Genomic DNA, 22,758 nt, shown 5'->3' with positions numbered 1-22,758 from the left:
ATTGTTTTAATTCCAGTGAACTTTTGAAGGGGTAGTAATGCAAACAGTCAAATTAGCCATCGCCGGTTTCGGCACCGTCGGAACAGGTCTTGCCCGTATTATCGAAGAAAACGGTGATGTTATTCTCGCGCGCTGTGGAAAAAAGTTTCAAATAGTATCCGTTTTAGTTCGCGATATTAAAAAACGCAGAGACTATCTCCCCGGACCCGGAGTAACACTTACAGATAATATTGAAGAATTCACTTCATGCCCTGATGTAGACATAGTTGTAGAGCTGATGGGCGGAACGACTGCGGCTTTTGACATTGTCAAAAAAGCACTTGAATCAGGCAAGCATGTTGTAACTGCAAACAAACACCTCTTAGCTGAACGCGGAATCGAATTATTTGAGATTGCAAAAGAAAACGGTGTCGGACTCTATTATGAAGCAAGTGTTGCCGGAGGAATTCCAATTGTTCAGGCTATAAAAGAAAGCCTTGCCGCCAACCGCATAAAATCAATAGTCGGAATTCTGAACGGAACTGCAAACTACATTCTTTCAGAAATGAGCACCAACGGCCTTGAATTCGAAACAGCCTTATCACAGGCGAAAGAACTGGGATACGCTGAAGCTGATCCTACTTTTGACATTGAAGGTATAGACACGGCTCACAAAATGGTCGTACTCATCCGCCTTGCGTATGGGAAAGACTACCCTCTTTCAAAGCTTCCGGTAGAAGGAATCAGCCGCGTCGAAGGGCAGGACATTCTTTTTGCCAGAGACTTAGGTTATCGAATCAAATTAATCGGACAGGTTCGCGATGTGGGCGGTAAACTTGAAGCCGGAGTATTCCCCGCACTGGTAAAATATACTCTGCTGCTTGCACGGGTCGGCGGAAACTATAACGCTGTAAGAGTTGAAGGTAACGCAGTAGGACCATCATTTTTTCACGGACAGGGAGCTGGCTCTCTTCCAACCGGAAGTGCTGTCATGGCGGACATTATGGCTCTGGCCGGTTCCAGAACTCCTGACAATACCGGATTTAATAACACTCCGATTACGAAAGCAGATATTCTGGACCCTGAACTGGCAACATCTGAATACTATTTCAGATTCACTGTTGCGGACAAAGCCGGAGTAATGGCTTCACTCTCTAAGATTCTAGCTGAACATAATATTTCAATTGCTCAGGCAGTGCAGAAAGGCGCAGCTTCTGAAACGAATGTCCCAATAGTTTTCACTACTCACAAAGCCAGCACAAAAGACGTAAATGCAGCGTTGAGAGAAATTGATAGCATGTCTTTCATTACCAGAGAAACAGTAAGTATGAGAATTCTTTAAAGTTAATGGTGGATAAAATGAAACTTGTTTTTCTGATTGCTGACGGCATGGGCGGATGGCCTCTCAAAGAACTCGGTAACAAAACAACTCTGGAAGCTGCACATACTCCGAATATGGATATGCTTGCAAACAAAGGAATTGTAGGATGTTGCAGGACTGTTCCACCAAGTATGCCTCCGGGATCAGATGTTGCAAACATGTCTCTGCTGGGGTTTGATCCATCCAAATATCATACCGGAAGAGGCCCGATTGAAGCGGCGGCTCAAGGGCTGAAACTTGACCCGGATGATTTAGTATGGCGCATGAATCTGGTTAATCTTTCTGAGTTATCAAGTGACGGAATCATGTATGATTATTCATCAGGACATATTTCTACTGATAAATCCGTACCTTTGGTTGAATTGCTTCAGAAAGAACTTGGAGATGATGAATTTACTTTCTACCCCGGTATTCAGTACAGACATCTGCTTGTACACAAAGGCGGCGGCAAAAAATTAGAAAACAAGCTTTCAATAAGACCGCCGCATGACATAACGGATCAATCAATTGCCCTGGACATTGAAGAATTCGGCAAAAGCCCTTTGATGAACAAACTTTTGCGCAGAGCAGCCGAAGTACTTAAAGACAACGGGACTAAAGCTGTCAGCATATGGCCGTGGGGGCAAGGTAATCCCCTTCTCCTGCCTGACTTCCACGAAAAGTATTCTATGAAAGGAGCAGTTGTTTCTGCGGTTGACCTGATCAAAGGGCTGGGCAGAGCCTCCGGACTGGAAGTAATTGATGTTGCAGGAGCTACGGGACTTGTAGACACAAATTACGCCGGAAAAGTTGAAGCGGCACTGAAGTTTCTGGAGCATGGCGATTTCGTATTTGTCCATCTGGAAGGAGCTGATGAGTCTGGACATATGGGATCCATCAAAGACAAAATTACTTCAATAGAAAGGTTTGATGCTCAAATTGTCGGACCGATACTTAAGAAATATCCTATAGGCACTGCATCCTACTTAGTAACATGCGACCATTTTACGCCAATTGAAATAAAGACTCATGACGCTGAGCCGGTTCCATTCATTTTAGTAAGTGACAAATGCGAAGCATCAGGCGTAAAATTATTTTCTGAAAAGAATGCTAAAGCGACAGGTTTGATGCTGGATAAAGGACATGAACTGATGCAATGGGTACTTAACCTTACCAATTAATTATTACAATGATCATAAATAAAGATTTTCCAACTCCTGACGCATGGCTTAATCACAGTGTTTCTTACGGCGAAACAGATGCAATGGGAGTCGTTTATTACGCTGAATATCTCCACTTTTTCGAAAGATCACGAAGCCATTATATTCGTGAACGGGGAATGAGTTATTCGGTAGTTGAAGAAAAAGGAATTTTCCTGCCTGTACGTGAAGCCTCGTGCAGATATCGCGCCCCTGCCCGTTATGACGACATGCTCAATATTCACGTCGGGATCAGCGAATGGAAAAAAGCCTCTATCAAGTTCATTTATGATATTTACAAAGCAGATCGTACCGTTCATATTGCCAGCGGGTTCACTGTTCATGCCTGTGTAAATACTGAAGGCCGCCCAGTTAAAATTCCGGAATGGCTTAGAGAGATTTTCTAAAAAAATCAAAAATAATAAAGTCTTTGACGAAAGCACTTATTCAGCATGGTAAGATTCTTAAACATGCTATGAATAATTTTTCAAAAAAACTTAAATAATACTGTTATAGATATAACAATAAGAAGATTCTAGAAATGTATTACGATGTTCACACTCATGCTTTTCATCCTAAAATATCTGAAAAAGTTCTATCACAACTAAACAGCCATTATGGAATAAAGCCTACAGGCACAGGTCTAATTGAAGATCTGCTCGCACGGGCCGATAAAGCAGGACTGGATAAAGTTATAGTTCATACCGCTGCAACAGACCCTGCGCAGGTTATTCCGGCCAACAATTGGTCAATCAGTCTGCAAAACAGCGATCCGCGCATTATTGCATTCGGCACTATGCACCCCGGCTATGAAGACCCTGAAAAAGAATTTGCACGTCTTGAACGGAACGGCATAAAAGGACTGAAATTCCATCCTGATTTTCAATCTTTTTTTATGGATGACCCCAAATTCTATGAAATACTTGAAATGTTCGAAGGCAGATTTATTGCGATGTTCCACATCGGCGATAAACTTCCACCGGAGCAAAATCCGTCATGCCCGATTAAACTTAAGAAAATTCTGCAGAATTTCCCTAAACTCACTGCCATAGCAGCCCACATGGGTGGATTATATCATTGGAAATGGGTGGTGGAATACTTAGCAGGAAGCAACGTATACATGGACACCTCAAGCGCACTCCCGTTCATGGACAGAAACCTGCTTGATGAAATTATGAAGAAACACCCGCGCGAAAAAATACTTTTCGGTAGCGACTACCCGCTTTATGACCCGGGTGAATCCATAAAAGAACTTCAGCGCAAACTTAAACTGACAGACAGTGAGCTTGAAGTTCACTTAAGCTCGGCTGATAATTTGTTAAACTGATAGGAAAAGTGTTGAACACACTCTCAAGTTTTTGCTGCATATTTGCCCATGCAATGCATAATAAGATGATGGAATGGACGAATTAGATTGAAATACAACGGCCCCATCCAGTTGCAGAAATTAACAATTGTAAACATATGGTACCTAGTTTCACCAGACTCAAGAGGCTCTGAAACAACGCCAATATACCCGCTTAAATGCTTATCACTTGCCGTACCTATCCAATATTGCTCCGATTTATAATCTACGGAGGTAAAGAAATCGACTTTGCCTCCGGCCTCAAAATCAAAATTCTCTATTTTAACATTTTTATTGCTAGTTACGTCATGCTGAAGCCCCATTATTTTTGCGAACACTCCCCTTACCTTATAAAGCACACCTAACCATGCAGGTTGGTATGTTAACATTCGCACCAAGAATTCATTCATGGTGCATTTACTGACAAATGACTTTGAATCAACATAGTCAGCACCATTAATAAGTTCATGCAAGACAGCTACAGCGTACAAATTATCCATAGGACTGCGATTTGCGTTCATCTTTCCTAACTCAACAGGTTCAACACGAATCACTTTGAATTCACGCACCATGCTCATATCTTTCCACAGCAGACTATGTCCTTTTAAATGGCGGAACATGCTAACTTTGGACAGCCAAGCTTCCACCTCTTCAAATGTAGCCTTACGCCTACCCCCGGCCTCACACACAAGGCGAATAGCAGGCTGACTTTGAAATTTTCCATGCCACAAAGCACCAAACCAGAAACCAAAACGGGGAGCCACTGCCATAATAGTCATCCGCGGATCACGATCCAAATTTGACCGCATACTTTTAGGAAATTTTTCAAAGTAATATCCACGTCCTTCTCCGCTGAAAAGGATTGATCCGATAGGAGTAATTCTTGGATAACCGTCAGCATCAACCGTCGCAACTGAAGCATATTGAACCTTATTGAATAGAGCGATTACTTCAGGCCAAGATATTTCAGATTTCATAATATCCTCGTTTAATCATTTTTAACGTTACCAATGCCGTACACCTCGTTTTTCATTAATTCAATTACTGCATCACGTTCATCACCTGTAATTGCCGGAGCAACCATTCTCGTCCCTACAAAAAGTGAATAGCTGATTCGTGACAAAAGCAATGCGCGATCGGGGTCACCAGACAACTCATTAAATATTTCAAACAAATATTTCATTCGAATCGAGTCAACTTTTTCAAGGTAAAGCTGCGCCAATGGATCGGTCAGTGCCCACGCCCGAATACTTGTTTCAGGACCATGAGGCAGATCATTCGACTTCTCTACAATTACATCAAAACGCTGCGCAGCACTTTTCCCAGCTAAAGAAGCAGAATTCATGCTTTTGATTGTCCATTTGGTCACCCAATGTTCAAGCATGCGTTCAAGATAATCTTCGCGACCATTAAAATGATGATAAAACGATCCCTTCGTTACGCACAATTGCTTGCATAAGGCATCAATAGTAAGTTGCTGAATGCTATGTTTTGCTAGTAAATGGAGCCCTGCATCAAGCAAATCAACTGCGCTACGCCGCACTTTTTTCTTCCCTTCAACTTCTGATAAGATCAATTTTGCACCTCTTGCTTTACAGTACCATACGGTATGGTATTGTAAATATATAAATAAAGTCAAACTTAAAATAGCTTACCACTAATAAAGAAAATGCCTGCCGGAATAACCGACAGGCATTTTCTTTTCAAAATCACATTCACAAAACCAAATCTACCGGAACTTACTTTTTAGCTTTAGTCCTTGGCTCAACTACGTGGCAGGCGTTGTTAGCACATGGAGCAAGTTTCAATTCTTTTTTACCGGCCTTATTCATAGTTGAATGGCAACCACGGCAACTGCGATCGCTATGCAAAGTATGGAACGCTCTGAAATAAGATTCTGTTTCACCTTTGGCTCTCAGCTCACTATGGCAACCTTCAGTTGCACAGCTCTGTATAGGACTTCTGCCGTCCCAAGTGTGATGGCACTTTACGCAGGCAACATCCTGATGTGCAAAGTGAGAAAATTTAACCTGTGAAAAACGGGTCTTGTTCAATTCTGCAGGACGTTTGAACTGAAAATTAATCGGAAAGCTGACAGTCAATGTAGGGTTAGTGACAACAACTTTATCGGTAGAAATGCTGGCGATCTCCTCACTAAGATGGCTTGTAGTTGTAGCATAAATAACAACCAGAATGGCAAAAACAGCTGCCACTCCCACATAAAAAAAATTACTCTTCATACTATTCCTCCTCAAGAAAGTCGTAACTTTCTACTCAAAATGAATTATTATTTCAATTAGAATAAGAAAATTAAGTCCTTATGCAACGCCGCAACACGACAAGAATACTGACTGCACAAAAACATTTGAGAAAAAATTCACATATTTTAAGAGGCAATGAATGAACAAGTTTAAAAGCAAAACAAACATCGTGAATAAAAAAAACATAATAATTATGTTATCAGTACTAAAATGTTATATAGTAACGTCGCATAATTTTGAATTATACATTAAATGTTATGTATAATAATTAGTTAATAACATTTAATTATATTTTTTTAATGTTTTTTGTTAATATTTTTTTTGCTAAAATATTTTTTAAAAAATAAATCAGTGAAATTATCCAACACAAAACTATTTTAAAGAATATAAATACATATTTGTAGTTAATACAAAACAAAAAGCCTCTTTTTACATTGTAAAAAGAGGCTTGGATATCATTCGTGTTACAATTTTATTCTCTGACACCCGCCATCAACAAGCCGATGTTATCAAGCTTATCCGTATCAGATACATGAAATTCATCCATAATCTGCCCGCAATACATTACGACGATACGATCCGCCAACTGAACAGCTTCGCCGAGATCTCCTGTTACAAGCAGTATTCCAGCCATCTTACGCGCTTCCAAAAGTTTATTCCAAACTTCCTCGGTAGCAGAAATATCAAGCCCCTGAGTAGGCTGTTCTGCGACAATAAGATGAGGCTGCCTGTAAAGCTCACGGGCCAAGACCATTTTTTGCAAATTACCGCCGGAAAGCTGCCAAGCCAGAGCCTGAAGTCTTCCGGGCCGCACATCATATTCTTTTACCAGTTCAGCTGCGATTGAGGCTGCTTTATCGCGCTTAAGAATAGAACCTGTAGTGAACCCCTGACGAGTTGTAAGAAGTAAATTATCAACCAGATCAAGATTTCTGGCTGTTGCCAGGTCAAGCCTGTCTTCAGGAATATAAGACATGGAATGATTCCAAGTCATTTCAGCAAAAAATTTACGCCACGGCTTATTCATTATAAAAATTGTATCTTCTGGAGGCTTGCGAAGTCCGCTGACCCCTTCTACAAGCTCCTGCTGGCCGTTACCCGCAACACCTACGATAGCGACAATCTCACCCTTATGTACATCAAGATTAATGCCCCGAAGTCCCATACCGGTCATGTTCTTAACTTCAAGAACCCTTTCACCGATCTCTACTTCTTCTTTGTCGACTTCAAGCAAAACTTCTTTACCTACCATCCGGCAGGCAAGATCAGCTTTAGATAAAATTTTATCTCTGGGAACTTCCGCGTCTATTTTACCGCGGCGTAAAATAGCTACTTCATCAGCAATTGCCAGAACTTCTTCAAGCTTGTGACTGATAAAGACAACGGACTTACCAAGTCTGGTCATAGCCCATAAGGCTTCAAAAAGACGAAATGCTTCACGAGGAGTAAGTACCGCAGTCGGTTCATCAAAAATAAGAACGCGACTTTCACGATAAAGCAGCTTTAAAATTTCAACACGCTGCTTCTCCCCCATAGAAAGATCAGAAATCCGTGCAGCAGGATCAATTTCAAGTTCATAATCTGAAGCCAGTTTACGAACCCTCTCATTCATTTCACGGCGATTAATAAAAAAAGAACCTTCCTGACCAAGCAGAACATTTTCCGCAACAGTCATGGTCTCTACCAGCATAAAATGCTGATAAACCATACCTATTCCGGCTTTAATCGCATCTTTGGATGAGTTAAAATCAGCTCGTACGCCGTCCACTTCAATATACCCTTCGTCAGGCTTAAAGCGTCCGGCAAGCATGCTCATCAAAGTACTTTTTCCGGCTCCGTTTTCACCAAGCAAAGCCTTGATACGACCCGGATACAGATCAAGAGAAATATTATTATTTGCTACAACTTTGCCGAATCGCTTAGTTATCCCTTTCAAAGAGATTAACGGAGGAGCTCCGGCAAAACCTGTTGCTTTCTGCGATTCAGGACGGGTTAAATCTTGTCCGTTCATGTCGATTATACCTATCCTTCAGGTTCAATATTGACTCCGAGATGGGCCGGAGCATTCCCTCCGTGTCCTCGGAGAGCGGAAAAAATCAACACTAAAATGGTCAGCGCGTACGGAAGCATCAACAGGAGGGAAGAAGGAATATTTGTACCGACGGCTTGGAGTCTAAGCTGAAAAGCCATAACGCCGCCGAAAAGATATGCTCCGAAAACGGCTCTGCCGGGTCTCCAGAATGCAAAAATAACCAATGCAACAGCAATCCAGCCGCGACCACCGGAAAGACCGTTGGCCCAGAGATGCGTGTATGCGAGTGAAAGATACGCCCCGCCTAGACCTATTAAGAAGCCACCGCCGAGAAGTGCGGTCCAGCGCAGTTTCAGGGCCTTAAGTCCGGCCGCAGCCGCCGCAGCAGGGTTTTCTCCGACAGCGGTTATAGCCAGTCCAAGACTTGTTCTATTAATGAAAAACATAAATAAAAATGGAATTAAATAAGAGACATATACCAGAGCATCCTGCTTAAAAAATATATCACCGATATACGGAATCGAAGAAAGAAGCGGAATAGTAAATTTATCGAACCCTGCTCCGGACATCCCTATATAAGGTGTTCCGAGAAAATGGCATAGTCCTGTGCCGAGTATGGTTAAAGCAAGACCGGATACAACTTGATTACCAAGACAGGTGATACAAACAAAACCATGCAGCATAGCCATTATGGTTCCGGCAAGCCCGCCGCATATAAATCCAATCCACGGATTTCCGGTTGCATAGCTGGCAACAAATGCAACAAACGCAGCCATACTCATCATCCCTTCAACCCCGAGATTAAGCACGCCGCCTTTCTCGGTAAGAATCTCACCCAGAGTTGCGTACAAAATAGGAGTACCGGACTGAACAGTCGCAGCCAGCAGCGGAACAATAAAACTTTCCAGCATTTATATCACCTGATTAGATTTCAAACTGAGTTAATGCTCAGCCATCTATTTCTTGCGTGTTATCTTATATGTAACCAGCATTTGCCCTGCGAGCACAGACATGAGAATGAGTCCTTCCATAATCGAACCGAACGCGGCAGGAACCTGAAGTTCAAGCTGCAAATTTTCTACTCCGACTCTTAGCGCAGCAAGAAGATATGCAGAAACAGCAATATAGAGAGGCTCCAGTCTGGCAAGCCACGCAACAACAATTGCAGTATAACCGTACCCGACCATGATACTTGGCTGAAGCCTGTTGACTACAGCGGAGGTTTCAATACATCCGGCCCATCCGGCAAGTCCGCCGGAAACAGCCATAGCAAGAATGGTAAGTTTACCGTACGGAAGACGTGAATACATTGAAACACGCTCACCTTCCCCTGCGATCTTTATTTCAAAGCCTAAGCGGGTAAAACGCATGAAAGCCCACATACCGATACCGGAAACAACACACACGACGAATCCCCAATGCAGGCGGGTGTCTCCGATCTGTCCGATAACAGCGTTTGAAGTAAATTCAGGGGTAATAGGAAAACCGAAACTTTTAGGATCTTTCCATACTCCGAAGACAAGATATTCCAAAAGAAGTATGGCGATATAGTTAAGCATCAGTGTTGAAATAATTTCATTAACCTTTAATCTGAGGCGCAAAATCGCTGGGATAAAGGCCCATAAGCCACCGCAAACGGCAGCCATGATGAACATTAAAGGCATGAGCAGGTAACCGGGGAGATCAGGAAAAGTCAGGGCCGCCCATGTTGCACCGATGGCCCCCAAAGCGAATTGACCTTCTGCTCCGATATTCCAGACCTGCATTCTGAACGCAGTGGCAACGCCAAGTGCGCAAAGAAAAATCGGAATAGATTTTAAAAGGGCATCTTCCAAAGCCCAAGACGCACCAAAAGACCCCTGCCAGAGCACTAGAAGTCCTTCCACAGCTGATTTACCCTGCAATTCCAGCAGGAGTGCACTTACCCCGAGAGAAAGAACCAGAGCGCCCACGACAATAAACGGGGCGCCCCAGTTCCAGGGTTCATCGCGCTTTTGTAACCGATAACCCAACATAAATTATATTACTCTGTGTTTCCGACTACGCCTTCGACAAACCAGGTCATGCCGAGAAGCTTAGAATCGTCAATGGTCTGGCCTGCAGGAACAACCACTTTACCGGACTGATCTTTAATAGGACCTGCAAAAACAATTAGTTTATCGGCAACAATCTCAGCTTTAACAGCGTTAACTTTGTCCTGAACATTTTTCGGAACAAGAGAAGAAAAAGGAGCGATGTCTACTACGCCTTTATCCATGCCCCACCACATCGATTCACCACCTTTCCACTTTCCGTCACGGACCTGTTCAACAACCTGTGTGAAGAGTGGTGTCCAGTTCCAGATTGCGGCAGTAAGGTGAGATTTAGGAGCAAGCTTACTCATATCGGAGTTGTAACCGATGGAGTATTTTCCGCGTTCCTGTGCAGCTTCCTGAGGTCCGGGGGAATCCTGATGCTGAGTAATAATATCAGCTCCCATATCAAGAAGACTGATAGCCGCATCTTTTTCAAGAGCAGGATCATACCATGTTTTAGTCCAGACGACACGAACAGTAGCTTCAGGATTCACAGACCGCGCACCGAGAGTGAATGCGTTAATTCCGCGGATAACTTCTGGAATCGGGAAAGCTGCAACGTAACCGATGATGTTGCTTTTGGTCATCATAGCGGCAACAATACCTGTCAGATAACGAGCCTGATACATGCGGCCGAAGTAGTTACTCATATTCGGAGTAGTCTTGAATCCTGAACAATGCATAAATGCTACTTTAGGGAACTTTTTGGAAACTTTGACCATAGGGTCCATGTAACCGAAACTTGTTCCGAAAATAACATCATAACCTTTACGGGCAAAGTTAAGAACTACACGTTCAGAGTCTGTTCCTTCAGGTACGGACTCAACAAAGGATGTTTCAACATAAGGAAGTTTATCAATAGCAAGACGTCCCTGATCCTGAGCGTATGAATAGCCAGCATCAGCAACAGGTGAAATGTAAACAAAACCGACTTTAACTTTTTTCTTGGCATCAGCAAAAGCAACAGTTGCCATCATTACAGACATTGCTGCAACAATGACCATGATCATTAATTTACGCATTCTCTACTCCTTAAAAAAGACAATACCATTTTTGATCCTGAAAGCCAGTTTTTAACGGCTCCATCCCTCCAACAACAAAAAAACATTTATGCACCATAGTGACACACAATAAAAACAAAAAGCCAAAACAAACAAAAAAGAAATACATAACGACTTCTAAGCATTTCATGCCCGGAAGCTGATAAGTATTATTTAATAGGCTTGTTACGACCTTTAAATATAATTAAGACTTATTAAAAACAAATCTTAATAAAATTATTCGCCCTTTTCACTCTTAACAATAGGCGGAACAAACTGAGTTTCACTATCCCAGGGAAACAAGATCCATGTATCCTGACTGACTTCAGTTATGAATGTATCAACAAGAGAGCGTCCTTCAGGTTTTGCATAAAGAGTGGCAAAATGAGCTTTAGGCACCATTTCCCGAACAATTTTAGCCGTCTTTCCGGTATCGACAAGGTCATCGACCAGAAGCCAGCCTTCGCCGTCCCCTTCAAAACTTTTAAGAATAGTGGTTTTCTTTTCCTGAATTTTCCAATCATAAGTGGAAATACAGATCGTGTCGATATGTCTTATATCCATTTCGCGGGCTAAAATTGCAGCCGGAACAAGTCCGCCACGAGTAATAGCTAAAATACCTTTGAATGGTCCAAGCTTAAGGAGCCGTCTCGACAATTCTCTGGAATCTCTTTGCAACTTGTCCCATGAAATCAGAAATGTTTTTTTATAATTGTCTGCCATGGCAGTTCACCCTTTAATTTACGATAAATAAATACTTGAATTAATACCTTTCAGTAGGCTCAATAGCTTTTACATCTGCCTCGCGGCTTTCCTAGCTCATGGAATGACTCAGGGCAACATAAAAAAATACGTTTTAATTTATTATATAAATCCTGCAACTAATCTACTATAATTTAAAAACTGCTATCGGGCCAAAAAAAATCATTTTAATTTTACATAATACCGATGCAAGGTTAAAAGAGACGATGACTGTTAAATAGATCATCCTGAAAAGCTACAACAAGGTAATACTAAAAAATGAAAAACAACCTCAATATAGGTTTACACCGGCTCATAATTCTCCCCATTCTTTTTATACTTGCGGTTTCTGCGGTATTTATGTTTCATACTATTGTAATCGAGAAGCAACGTTTAAGCGACATTAATCAATGCTTGGAAGACATCCGTGCGGACGCGCTTAGAATAGTAAGCAAACAAAGTTCAAAACAAACTTCTTACGAAACACAACGCTTATCAAACCTTATTACAAAACTTAAAAACATAAAAAAAGACAATTCATTTTACCAAGTTATTAATGGCAATGATGCAAACCTTACCAGCTTAGCCGAAAAATTACTGCAAACCTCAGAGTCGCAGGATACTGATACAACACAAGATATTTCTGAAATAGTTAACGCTTTAGATGAAACTGTAAGCAGCACACTGATTACAATTGATAAAACATTCAATTCATCTCTTCGCAATAAAATAAAGATTGAATACTGCCTGACAGTTCTAGTCTACGTTCTTATTATTCTTCAATATTTCATGGCTGATTCTTATATGAGAAAAAGATTAATACGGCAGGAATTGGAACATCAAGAATCCAAAAACATCATCAAGAAGTTATCTGAAAGAGATACGCTTACCAATCTGCCGGGCAGAAAAAAATTCTACGAGGAAGCTGACAGAGAAATTGCAACAGCAACCAGATACAGTTCCGAACTAACACTCATCAAAATGGATATTCACGACTTCAAAGGAATCAATCAAAAGTTCGGGCAACAAACAGGTGATAAAATTCTAGCCAGATTTTCGAGAATGGTACGCAAAAATTTAAGAAGACCTGACAGTTTTTTCCGCGTAGGCGGCGATAAATTTGTAATACTTGCGCCCCACACTACGGTAGAAAACGCTGAAAACCTTGCTTCAAAAATTAACCAACTGGTTAAAAATGATAAGACAACCAGCACTATTCCGCTTAAAATAAATACAGGAATTGCAACATGCGTCAAAGGTGATTCATCTGAAATACTGATGAAAAAGGTAGCAACTGCTTTAAATTTGTCTAAAAAACAAGGAGCCGGAGAGGTTGCTGTTTACAAAAATTCAGCGGACTAACCCTTCGAGATATTTTTTCATGACCAAATACAAATCATTATACACTTTCATTGTTGTCACGACCCTGCTTATATCTTTAGCAGCATGTGCTAAAACACAAGTTGAAGTCCGCTCTAAAGGTGAAGTCAGCGGTGGACGAGTCGATAAAACAGAACTTATTCCACTGCGAGATTTCTTTAAAAATCCTGCTGCCAGTGCGTTCAGCATTTCGCCGGACGGAAGTAAAGTTGCGTGGAAATCTCCATGGAAAGAGCGCATGAATATTTTCGTCAAGGACCTGTCGTCAGGCAAAGAAACCCGCATAACCGCGAGCACTGCTCGCGATATATCCGGATATTACTGGATTGGAAATGAACACATCATATATGGTCAGGACCTCGGAGGAGATGAAAATTTTCACACCTATTCAGCTCCTGTGGATGGAAGCGGTTCTGTCGATTTAACTCCTTTTGAAAACACCAGAACAGATCTGATTGACGATCTTGAAAATGATAACGAACATGTTTTGATTACCATGAACAAACGGGACCCTCGTTTTTTTGATGTATTCAAACTTAACGTCATTACCGGAGAACTTGAACTTGTAGCTGAAAACCCCGGGAATATTACAGGCTGGATGACAGATAACGCAGGAAATCTAAGGATCGCCATAGCTAGCCAAAGCGGTAAAAACATAATTCTCTACCGGAAAAATATTCAAGATAAATTTACCCCGCTCAAGACTCTAGACTTCCGCACAACTTTTTCTCCACTTTTTTTTGATTTCGATAATAATAAAATTTATGTCACCACAAATATCGGCCGCGACAAGGCCGCAGTTTATCTTTACAATCCTGAAAGCGACAACCTTGAACAACTAGTTTTCGAACACCCGGATGTGGACGCCGAAACTCTTATCAGATCCAAAAAACGCAAAATTATCACAGGCGCAGGATACTACTCTGATAAACCGCATTATGTGTTTTTTGATGACCAGAGAGAAGAAATTCAAAACGATCTAGAATCCAAACTACCCGGATATTCGGTAGTGGTTACCGGAATAAGTAAAGATGAAACGAAAATGATCATCAGAACATATTCTGACCGAAGCCTTGGAGCGGGATATATATATGATGTTCCCAATAAAAAGCTCGAGAAAGTAGCAGATGTCAGCCCGTGGATTAATGAATCCCAAATGGCCGAAACAAAACCGATTACATTTACCGCGCGCGATGGACTAACAATTCACGGATATCTCAGTTTGCCTGTCGGAATATCTCCTGTGAATCTTCCTTTGGTACTTAATCCGCACGGGGGTCCGTGGTCCAGAAACTATTGGGGATTTAATCCTGAAACACAATTTTTAAACAATAGAGGAATTGCAGTTCTGCAAGTTAATTATCGCGGTTCAACAGGATACGGAAAAGAATTCTGGGAAAAAGGATTCAAACAATGGGGACTTGCAATGCAGGACGATTTAACTGACGCTGTAAAATGGGCTGTGAATCAAGGCATTGCTGACCCGAAAAAGATAGCCATATACGGAGCATCTTACGGAGGATACGCAACACTTGCAGGACTGACTTTTACTCCGGATTTGTATTCGTGCGGCATTGATTATGTCGGACCGTCCAATCTTTTTACTTTACTGAACTCACTGCCACCATACTGGGAAGCTGAAAGAGACCGCTTCTATACAATGGTAGGTGATCCGATACGCGACAAAAAACTGCTTACAAAAGTTTCTCCTGTTTTCCATGTTGACCAAATAACCGCGCCGCTTTTTGTAGCACAGGGCGCAAATGATCCTCGCGTAAAAAAAGCTGAATCAGACCAGATAGTTGATGCCCTTAAGAAGCGCGGAGTTGCCGTGGAATACATGGTAAAAGATAATGAAGGGCACGGTTTTATGAATCAGGAAAACAGATTTGAATTCTATGAAGCAATGGAAAAGTTTCTGGATAAACATTTATTGCAGTAAACTTACCCCCTATATGAAAAAAACATCTTAAGAATTTTCCTGACTCTGTCGGAAAATATTTTTTCGCCTAGGAGTTTACCAGCAACTTTCTTATTTATTTCTATCAGTGTCGGATATGGATGAATTGCGCCGGCGAGCGTTGCCAGTCCGACACTGCCATTAACTGCCGCCACCCATTCTCCAAGCAGTTCTCCTCCATGTACTGCGGCAATTTGAACACCAAGCGGCTTACCTTTGTGATCAAGAAGTAATTTGATCCGCCCGCGCCCTTCTCCCTCAGCCAAGGCTCTATCGTTTCCTGAAAAGTCTTCCACAACTGTGCTGTATTTAATTCCAAGCCTCTTAGCTCTGGATTCGTTAAGCCCAACACTCGCAAGTTCAGGATCGGAATAAGTACACCACGGAAGCCATTTATAATTTGCTTTACGCGGCAGATGCAGCACCGCGTTGGTAACAATTATCCCGCCCTCGTAACCAGCGGCATGTGTAAAACGGTACTTTCCGGTAGCATCACCGGCCGCATAAATATTTTTAACCGAGGTCCGCATTCTGGAATCAACATCAATACCATTAGAGTTATGAATTATACCGATCTTATCAAGATTCAGAGTAGTAAGATTTGCTTTACGCCCTAACGCAACAAGAAGCTTCTGCCCGCTAACAATATTTCGACTGGATGCCCCTTTCTGATCGCTTTCTAAAATTACTTCGATCCCGCCGGCCCTTTCGCGAACCTGTTCCACCTTCGCACCTAATATAAATTTTACGCCATCCTGAATCATACCATCCATCACATATTGAGCCATATCAGGATCTTCCCTGCTCAAAATATGATCACCGCGCTGAATAACAGTAACTTCGCATCCTAACCTTTGAAAGGCTTGCGCCATCTCTATTGCAATGGGTCCGCCTCCCAATATTAAAAGAGAAGAAGGAAGATTCTGTAATGAAAAAATATCCATATTAGTTAGATAAGGGACATCTTTCAAACCTGGAATAGGTGGTACTGAAGGTGACGAACCAGTAGCAATCACCCATGAGCGGGCGGAAACAGCTTTGCAATCCATCAATACGGAATGATTATCTATAAACGATGGAGAACCGAATTTAACCTCTACTCCAAGAGAATTAAAACGTTCGACTGAATCATGTTTTTGAATTTCAGATATAACCGATGAAATGCGCTCCGCAACTTTGGAATAGTCGACAGGAAGAAGTTTCACTGGTGGCAGTCCAAAATTTTGAGCTTTACCCATTAAATGACGCACTCTGGCAGTTCGAATCAAAGTTTTACTCGGTACACATCCGTAATGAAGGCAGTCACCGCCTAGACGGTTTTCTTTTTCAATAAGTAAAACTTTTACTCCGAGCTGCCCAGCTCCGGCGGCAACAGTCAGGCCGGCAGCTCCACCGCCGATTATACCTAAATCGTAATCGTAAATCGGCATATCAAACCATCCTGTTAATCGTTACCATTACATGGCAAGCGCACCGAGCAAGGCCGCGCCATACAGCCCGCTATCTTGATTGTCGTTCAAAAATACAGGAATACGGCTAAGGAGCTCTTTCATTGAACTGGAATCTCTGAATTCATTCATAAAATCAGGATGTTCAACAATAAAAGGATTTTTAGCCACAATTCCTCCGGAAATATACAATCCGCCCGTGGCAAGAATACTTAAAGCGTAATTCCTGCAACATCTCGCGGTAAATTTTCTATACCACTCAAGCGTGAGTCCGCCCGAAGCCATACTTTTTGCAACTTCGCGAGGTGCTATATCCTCACCAGTTAAGTATAAATGCAGAATATTCAGTCCCCTACCCGTCATAATTTCATCGCCATAGCAATACGAAATTCCAATGCGTTCTTTAACAAAAGCGCAAAATTCCAATTCTTCTGAATTTTCAAAAGGAAATGTAATATGCCCAGCTTCCGAAGGAACAGGAACAAAACCAACAGATGGAACCGGAACCAACGCGCAATGTCCAAACCCTGTTCCCGCGCCGATTACCCCTATAGTTCCATGCGGGGATACGGTGCCCTGTTGCAAAACGGCGCAGTCTGCAACCACAGGGGTTCTACAGGCATATGCCTGAGCTACAAAATCATTAATGAGAGATGCTTTTTTAAATCCGTAAACGCTGGCTCCTTTCGTAATATCAACCGCCCACTTCAAATTGGTAGGTTTACAATAAACTCCTCCGACAATCGGCCCTGCCAGAGCCATAACCGCAACATCAAAATCCTGCGGAGAATATGGGAAGTCACTTTCCTGTAATAATTCGAGAAGATGGTCAAAACTATCCGCAGAATTACTTGGGATCCATACTTTCTCTTTCATAACAAGACTTCCGTCAGGCCGAACCTGAAAAGCAGCAAAGCGACTATTTGTTCCACCTATATCAACAGCAAGAATTAAACTCATTTTGAAGCACCCTCTTATAAATTTGAGCCTGTAAAAACATCATTATATGTAAACCCAATACCTGACTCTAATACACTCAATTGAAAAAAGTAAATCAAGATAATAGCTTTTTTAAGATTCTAAACAAAATGTGTCAAAATTCGGGCATTAAAAAGCCCGAATCATATACTCAATGTGAGTTACAATCCGGGCTTAAATTATTCAATAAAATATAATGTAATCAGGAAGCTTTTACTAAAGGAATTTCATGGAGAATTTTCTTTTTACCATCCTTCTCATCCTTGCGCATCTTAATGTACTTTCTGGTTATATTTCTAAGGGCTTCGGTCTTTCCTTCTCTATCATCAGGACAAAGGAACGCAACCAGCTTTCTTTCAAGTTTATAAGGATTCTGCTCATTCTTGATGGCAATAATCCCGTCCATAATCATTTTCTGATTAATCAACTCATTTCTAGTTCTGCACCGAACTGTTTCTGCCATAGGAGCAAAAATCATATTACTGAGTACTACTCCGTAAAGAGTTGAAATAAATGCTACCGGAATATGTTTTAGAATAACAGCCGGATTATCAATCCCCATTAAAAGCCCTATCAAACCTATTACAGACCCTGCAACTCCGAATGCAGGAGCAAAACGTGCCATAGATTGAAACACACGTTCCGATTCATTTCTGCGCATATTAAAAAATGACATTTCAGTCCTGAGGCAATCTTTAATTTCTGCTTCGTCAAAATTATCAACTAAAAGCATGAGTCCGTTTTTCAAAAAAGACATGGTTGTCTGCTCGCCGGCTTTTTCGAGCGAAAGCATGCCGTCCATGCGTGAACGGACGCTCAGATCAAGCAGAGTATCGACAATCTCTTCATGAGTAGTAAGCCTGTTTGAGTAAGTGGAACGAACAACCCTGAAAGCTTCAAGTAACTGTTCAACAGGATAACTGAGCATAACAGCTACAGCTAAACCGGAAATGACAATAGCAAAAGCGGCTGCATTCCAGTAAAGAGCTAACCCTCCACTAAACCAGAAGCTTGCTAAAAAAATTAATCCGGCTAACAAAACACCCACAAGATTCCTTCTGTTCATGACATTACCTCCCTTACTCTCCATTAAGATCAGTGTTGATGACAACGATTTCAACACGGCGATTGTTCCCTGATACCTTTTGCATGGAATCAGGAAGTTCAGGTACTGTTCCACCGCGTCCGCTGACAAGAATGCGAGCGGGATCGATAGACTTCTCACTGATAAAATATTGTGCAACCTGAGCAGCTCGATCGGCAGAAAGGGCAAAAGCGGATTCCTTTCCGGATTTAGAGGCATCGCTCTGGTCGGTATGACCGATAATATGTATGGCGTGATTATTAGTTTTCAAAACTTCAGCGACTTCAGCAAGATATTGTAGAGTCTTCGGTTCAAAACCGCTTTTACCGGCAGCAAAGAAGGCATCCCCGCGCATAACGATTTTTATCTGACCATTATCTTCATTATCCATACTTATTGCGCCGTCATCACTGCGATAAAGTTCATCTTGAGGTGTTAAAACAACTCTGGAGTTTCCGCTCATTGCGTCGCGATGAACTGAAAGCATATCAATCAATCCGTCCACGGGACTCAGAGCAACTTGCGATTTGGCATTTCCGCTGAAGATAACTTTAATATTCTCTTTGGATTGACTATAAATAAAGAGCACTACGAAAAGAACAAACATTACCATCATCAGATCAGACCACGCAACAGACCAACTGTTCATATCAGATGACTCAGAATCATGAGATCCGTAGTCCCCTAAATCTAAATCATATTTGAATTCGTCGTTTCTCATTTCATTGCTCCATGATCGAAAGATACGGGACAACCCCGATCGTTACATCAACCATACAGCAAAGCTTATGCCAAACCTATTAACGTTGTGTTTGCAGGAGATTAAGATCTATTAAAATTGGATTTGAAAATTGTAAGGGCAAGAAGTGTCAAAAAAGGAACAGTTATGAACTTATCATAAAATTTAAAGCTCAATGCAAAGACCATCTTGAGCCATTATGATCTTATCAGGTTTCCGCTCAACCAGTTCAGCATATGTTCTTGTATCTTCGAGGAATTTTTCCAATTCAAAATCATCAAGAACCGGCTCCTGATGAAACAGGCATAAAGTCTTAACTCCGGCAAACCCTGACATCTCAACAGCTATAATATTGTTTGAATGTCCCCAGTCTTCTTTAATTGAATTAGCCTCAGCAAAAGAGTACTGAGCATCCATAATCAACAGGTCTGCATTTTTAAAAAATTCAACAAATTTTTCATCTGATAAAGCTGTCGCACTTTTGTGCTCACAATCTGTGGAATATACGGCTATTTTCCCATCCTGCTCAAAACGATAACCGAATGACCCGCCAGGATGATACTGTGCTTTAACTTTAATTTTTATTCCTGCAATTTCAAATTCCTGCCCGCTTGAAAGACGTGTAAAATTAAATTCCGCTGAAAGGTCATCGAATTTTACAGGAAAAAAAGGTTCACTCTGCTGCGTGCGGAACACTTTTTCAATATCAGGATGCCCGCCATAAAAAGAGATTTTATTCCCCTTCAAATAGGCCGGGATGAAAAAAGGAAATCCTTGCAAGTGATCCCAATGGAGATGTGAAATAAGAAAATGAAAATGCGCACCCGGTTTTCCGAATCTCTCAGCCATGATAGCATTTCCCAAATCACGAAGCCCGGTACCGCAATCACATATCAGGTAGTCATCACCTGTTGTACCGATTTGAATACATGGAGTATTTGTACCGTAAGAACCGCGAACAGCGAAAGGAAGCTCGTTATCGATAAATGAATCTAAATCCGTAGTAGAATCAATACCGCGTGCTACCGCAATTTCCAAAGCTGCTTTAACTTTTGCCCTGGCTCTCTCTGCGTTATACGTTGCAGGCAAAGACCCTCTCGCTCCCCAGATGCATACTTTCATTCAACGACTCCTAATCTAATATTCCTTAATCCATTACCTTCAGACTTTAAAAAGAGCAACATACTTGGCTGACAAAACTTACTTCATTTTTTAATTATATCGTGTTGTGTTATTTCAATTAATATTTTTGTTATTATCCAACTAAAAAAACATCCACTTGACAGATATCTGTTATTCACTAACAGATTTGTTTCTGTTTTTAATATTATTTTTTAAAATATCCGAGTATAAAAATACAATTCATGAAAATATATAACACATTAAAATATCTAGTACTAGGTTCAGGTTCACCCAGACGAAAAGAGCTTCTATCCTCAGTCGGACTTCAATTTGAGACTAAGCCTGCGACCTGTGAGGAACCTCCTGCCCGCAAAGGACAATTGCCGGAAGATTACGCGATTGAAATGGCGTTAATGAAAGCAAGAAACGTTGCGTCCTTAACACCACAGGCAATAGTGATTGGAGCTGATACTATTGTCGCACGGGATATGGATATTTTAGGCAAACCACATAGTAATACAGATGCCTTTGAAACACTAAAAAGCCTATGCGGAAGATCACATAAAGTGATTACAGGCTGTGCTATCGTATCAGAAAACGGCAAAGAAATAAGCTTTGCGGTTACAACTGAGGTTGAGTTTATAAATTGCGATGAAGCGGCAATAAAAGCATATGTAGCAACCGGGGAACCGGATGATAAAGCCGGGTCCTACGCGATTCAAGGACAAGGAGCTTTTTTAGTTAAAGGAATATGCGGGTCATATACCAATGTTGTCGGTCTGCCTTTGGCGAGGGTAATAGAAGTGCTGATTAAGATGGGAGTTGTAGTGCCGATGGGCGGGCAAGACCTATCACGTAGTTAAAATTCAAAAACTGCACTTATCAGACTTGTTAAGTCGTCTGCCGAACAACAAAAGTTCATATGATTTTCCTTTCCGCCCTAAGCACCAATTACAGGTTCTTGGGAGGGGCACTTTCAAACAGTTTATTGCTGCAAAAGAATTACCATGCTAAAGTAAAGTGGAAAACTTCAAAAAGGCAAGCATGTTGCGATTACTTATACATTTCTTATCATCTCGAGAGACTTGCATTAATCAACTTAGTTTACTCAGGCCTTAAATTAAATAACATCGAGAACTGCTTATCAATTATACCATGTTTGTAGCGATGCTTGATCGAAGGGGGAAAAATGAGCTGTCAATGGAAGATAAAATCATTCAAAGTTTTAATAATCATTCTATTGCTAGGAATAGTGGGAAACGCCCAAGCTCATGAACTTACTATTTTTGTAGAGAACTGGCCTCCATATCATTTTGAACAGAATAATAAGATTGTTGGGATCAGCACGGAATTGATAGAAGCAGCGTTACAAAAGGCTAAAATTAGATACAAACTTGTGATATATCCTTTTAAAAGAGCCCTAATTACTGTGCAAAAAAAACCAAATACTATGCTCTTTACAGTGGCACGTATTCCGCAACGCGAAGATATGTTCGCATGGATTGGCCCTCTCCATCCCAGAAGAGTATATCTTTATAAATTAAAAAATAGAACTGATATACAAATTGATGATTTAGAAGATATTAAGAAATATTATACAGGAGTCCTCTCGGGGGGATCCATTGAACAGTTTTTTACAACCAATGGCTTTCATAAGTATAATTATCATTTAGTAAGTAAATCTGAGCAATTATTGAAAATGTTATTTAAACAACGAGTCGATCTTATCCCGGGAGACCCCTTGGATTTGGCCTATCAAATTAATAGGTTAGGATACAAGTATTCAGAGCTTGAAATTGCATACCTACTATCTGAGGAAGGCGGTTACTACATGATAGCAAACAAAGATACTCCTGATAAGATTATCGTAAAGATACAGGAATCTTTAGAAGAAGTCTTGGCAACAGGTGCCAGAGATCGAATTATAAAAAAATATGTGAAATAAGTCTGGTATCATCATGAACAGAGCCATAAGTACTTTTGAGTAAAGCATGACACCGAATGCTACCACACAA

The 22,758-nt window shown here is 41.2% G+C and carries 21 protein-coding genes; 8 read left to right on the top strand and 13 right to left on the bottom strand.

Annotated elements, in window-relative coordinates; genetic code table 11:
- Positions 1-37: 37 nt before the first annotated feature.
- The 4 genes from B9N78_RS01840 (at position 38) to B9N78_RS01825 (ending at position 3,865) form a co-directional block, all read left to right on the top strand.
- Entirely contained in the window at positions 38-1,321 is a 1,284-nt protein-coding gene (locus tag B9N78_RS01840; protein WP_085097486.1) for a homoserine dehydrogenase, read from the top strand.
- A 17-nt stretch (positions 1,322-1,338) separates the two neighbouring features.
- Positions 1,339-2,520, top strand: a complete 1,182-nt coding sequence (locus B9N78_RS01835) for a cofactor-independent phosphoglycerate mutase (RefSeq protein ID WP_085097483.1) — start codon at positions 1,339-1,341, stop codon at positions 2,518-2,520.
- Positions 2,521-2,528: 8 nt separating this feature from the next.
- The gene (locus B9N78_RS01830; protein WP_085097479.1) at positions 2,529-2,945 is read left to right on the top strand and encodes an acyl-CoA thioesterase; all 417 of its coding nucleotides are present in this window, start codon (positions 2,529-2,531) and stop codon (positions 2,943-2,945) included.
- A 134-nt stretch (positions 2,946-3,079) separates the two neighbouring features.
- Positions 3,080-3,865, top strand: a complete 786-nt coding sequence (locus B9N78_RS01825) for an amidohydrolase family protein (protein WP_085097475.1) — start codon at positions 3,080-3,082, stop codon at positions 3,863-3,865.
- Between the two features lie 23 nt (positions 3,866-3,888).
- Here the strand turns inward: B9N78_RS01825 and B9N78_RS18270 are convergent, their stop codons facing one another.
- The 8 genes from B9N78_RS18270 to gpt all read right to left on the bottom strand — a co-directional run bounded on the left by B9N78_RS18270 (position 3,889) and on the right by gpt (position 12,014).
- On the bottom strand, positions 3,889-4,860 hold the full coding sequence (locus B9N78_RS18270; RefSeq protein ID WP_245805434.1) for a DUF2867 domain-containing protein: 972 nt from the start codon (positions 4,858-4,860) through the stop codon (positions 3,889-3,891).
- Between the two features lie 11 nt (positions 4,861-4,871).
- Positions 4,872-5,459 carry a TetR/AcrR family transcriptional regulator gene (locus tag B9N78_RS01810; protein WP_170921358.1) on the bottom strand — a complete coding sequence of 196 codons (588 nt, stop codon included), beginning with the start codon at positions 5,457-5,459 and terminating at the stop codon, positions 4,872-4,874.
- Positions 5,460-5,622: 163 nt separating this feature from the next.
- Complete coding sequence (locus tag B9N78_RS01805; protein ID WP_085097469.1) at positions 5,623-6,123, bottom strand: cytochrome c3 family protein; 501 nt, start codon at positions 6,121-6,123, stop codon at positions 5,623-5,625.
- A 493-nt stretch (positions 6,124-6,616) separates the two neighbouring features.
- Positions 6,617-8,155, bottom strand: coding sequence for an ABC transporter ATP-binding protein (locus B9N78_RS01800; RefSeq protein WP_085097466.1), 1,539 nt, complete (start codon positions 8,153-8,155; stop codon positions 6,617-6,619).
- A gap of 11 nt (positions 8,156-8,166) precedes the next feature.
- Entirely contained in the window at positions 8,167-9,087 is a 921-nt protein-coding gene (locus tag B9N78_RS01795) for an ABC transporter permease (RefSeq protein WP_085097463.1), read from the bottom strand.
- 45 nt (positions 9,088-9,132) lie between these two features.
- Entirely contained in the window at positions 9,133-10,191 is a 1,059-nt protein-coding gene (locus B9N78_RS01790; protein WP_085097460.1) for an ABC transporter permease, read from the bottom strand.
- Between the two features lie 8 nt (positions 10,192-10,199).
- Complete coding sequence (locus B9N78_RS01785) at positions 10,200-11,273, bottom strand: BMP family ABC transporter substrate-binding protein (protein WP_085097457.1); 1,074 nt, start codon at positions 11,271-11,273, stop codon at positions 10,200-10,202.
- Positions 11,274-11,528: 255 nt separating this feature from the next.
- Positions 11,529-12,014: a xanthine phosphoribosyltransferase gene (gene gpt / locus B9N78_RS01780; protein ID WP_085097454.1), complete on the bottom strand. Its 486-nt coding sequence runs from the start codon at positions 12,012-12,014 to the stop codon at positions 11,529-11,531.
- A 378-nt stretch (positions 12,015-12,392) separates the two neighbouring features.
- Here gpt and B9N78_RS01775 point away from each other — a divergent pair, with 378 nt between their 5' ends.
- Both B9N78_RS01775 and B9N78_RS01770 read left to right on the top strand, forming a co-directional pair.
- Positions 12,393-13,394: a GGDEF domain-containing protein gene (locus B9N78_RS01775; protein WP_170921357.1), complete on the top strand. Its 1,002-nt coding sequence runs from the start codon at positions 12,393-12,395 to the stop codon at positions 13,392-13,394.
- A gap of 19 nt (positions 13,395-13,413) precedes the next feature.
- Positions 13,414-15,354, top strand: coding sequence for a S9 family peptidase (locus B9N78_RS01770; protein WP_085099228.1), 1,941 nt, complete (start codon positions 13,414-13,416; stop codon positions 15,352-15,354).
- A gap of 2 nt (positions 15,355-15,356) precedes the next feature.
- Here the strand turns inward: B9N78_RS01770 and B9N78_RS01765 are convergent, their stop codons facing one another.
- From B9N78_RS01765 to B9N78_RS01745, 5 genes are all read right to left on the bottom strand, one after another.
- A complete protein-coding gene (locus B9N78_RS01765) occupies positions 15,357-16,802 on the bottom strand; it encodes a dihydrolipoyl dehydrogenase family protein (protein WP_085097448.1) in 1,446 nt (481 codons plus the stop codon).
- A 27-nt stretch (positions 16,803-16,829) separates the two neighbouring features.
- Positions 16,830-17,780: a glucokinase gene (locus tag B9N78_RS01760; protein ID WP_085097444.1), complete on the bottom strand. Its 951-nt coding sequence runs from the start codon at positions 17,778-17,780 to the stop codon at positions 16,830-16,832.
- 220 nt (positions 17,781-18,000) lie between these two features.
- On the bottom strand, positions 18,001-18,864 hold the full coding sequence (locus B9N78_RS01755; RefSeq protein WP_085097441.1) for a motility protein A: 864 nt from the start codon (positions 18,862-18,864) through the stop codon (positions 18,001-18,003).
- Between the two features lie 13 nt (positions 18,865-18,877).
- A complete protein-coding gene (locus B9N78_RS01750; RefSeq protein ID WP_085097438.1) occupies positions 18,878-19,603 on the bottom strand; it encodes an OmpA/MotB family protein in 726 nt (241 codons plus the stop codon).
- Between the two features lie 183 nt (positions 19,604-19,786).
- Entirely contained in the window at positions 19,787-20,743 is a 957-nt protein-coding gene (locus B9N78_RS01745) for an MBL fold metallo-hydrolase (RefSeq protein WP_085097435.1), read from the bottom strand.
- A gap of 242 nt (positions 20,744-20,985) precedes the next feature.
- On the opposite strand from B9N78_RS01745, the gene B9N78_RS01740 reads away from it, so the two are divergent.
- Together B9N78_RS01740 and B9N78_RS01735 are read left to right on the top strand one after the other, a co-directional pair.
- Positions 20,986-21,606 (top strand): Maf family protein, encoded by a 621-nt coding sequence (locus B9N78_RS01740; RefSeq protein WP_085097432.1) that lies wholly within the window; start codon positions 20,986-20,988, stop codon positions 21,604-21,606.
- Positions 21,607-21,932: 326 nt separating this feature from the next.
- A complete protein-coding gene (locus tag B9N78_RS01735) occupies positions 21,933-22,688 on the top strand; it encodes a substrate-binding periplasmic protein (protein ID WP_085097429.1) in 756 nt (251 codons plus the stop codon).
- Positions 22,689-22,758: the final 70 nt, after the last annotated feature.

This window comes from Desulfovibrio gilichinskyi (genome assembly GCF_900177375.1).
GTDB classification, from domain to species: Bacteria; Desulfobacterota; Desulfovibrionia; order Desulfovibrionales; family Desulfovibrionaceae; genus Maridesulfovibrio; species Maridesulfovibrio gilichinskyi.
The sequence above is the reverse complement of the archived record's forward strand: the minus strand, read 5'-3'. Positions and strand labels throughout refer to the sequence as shown.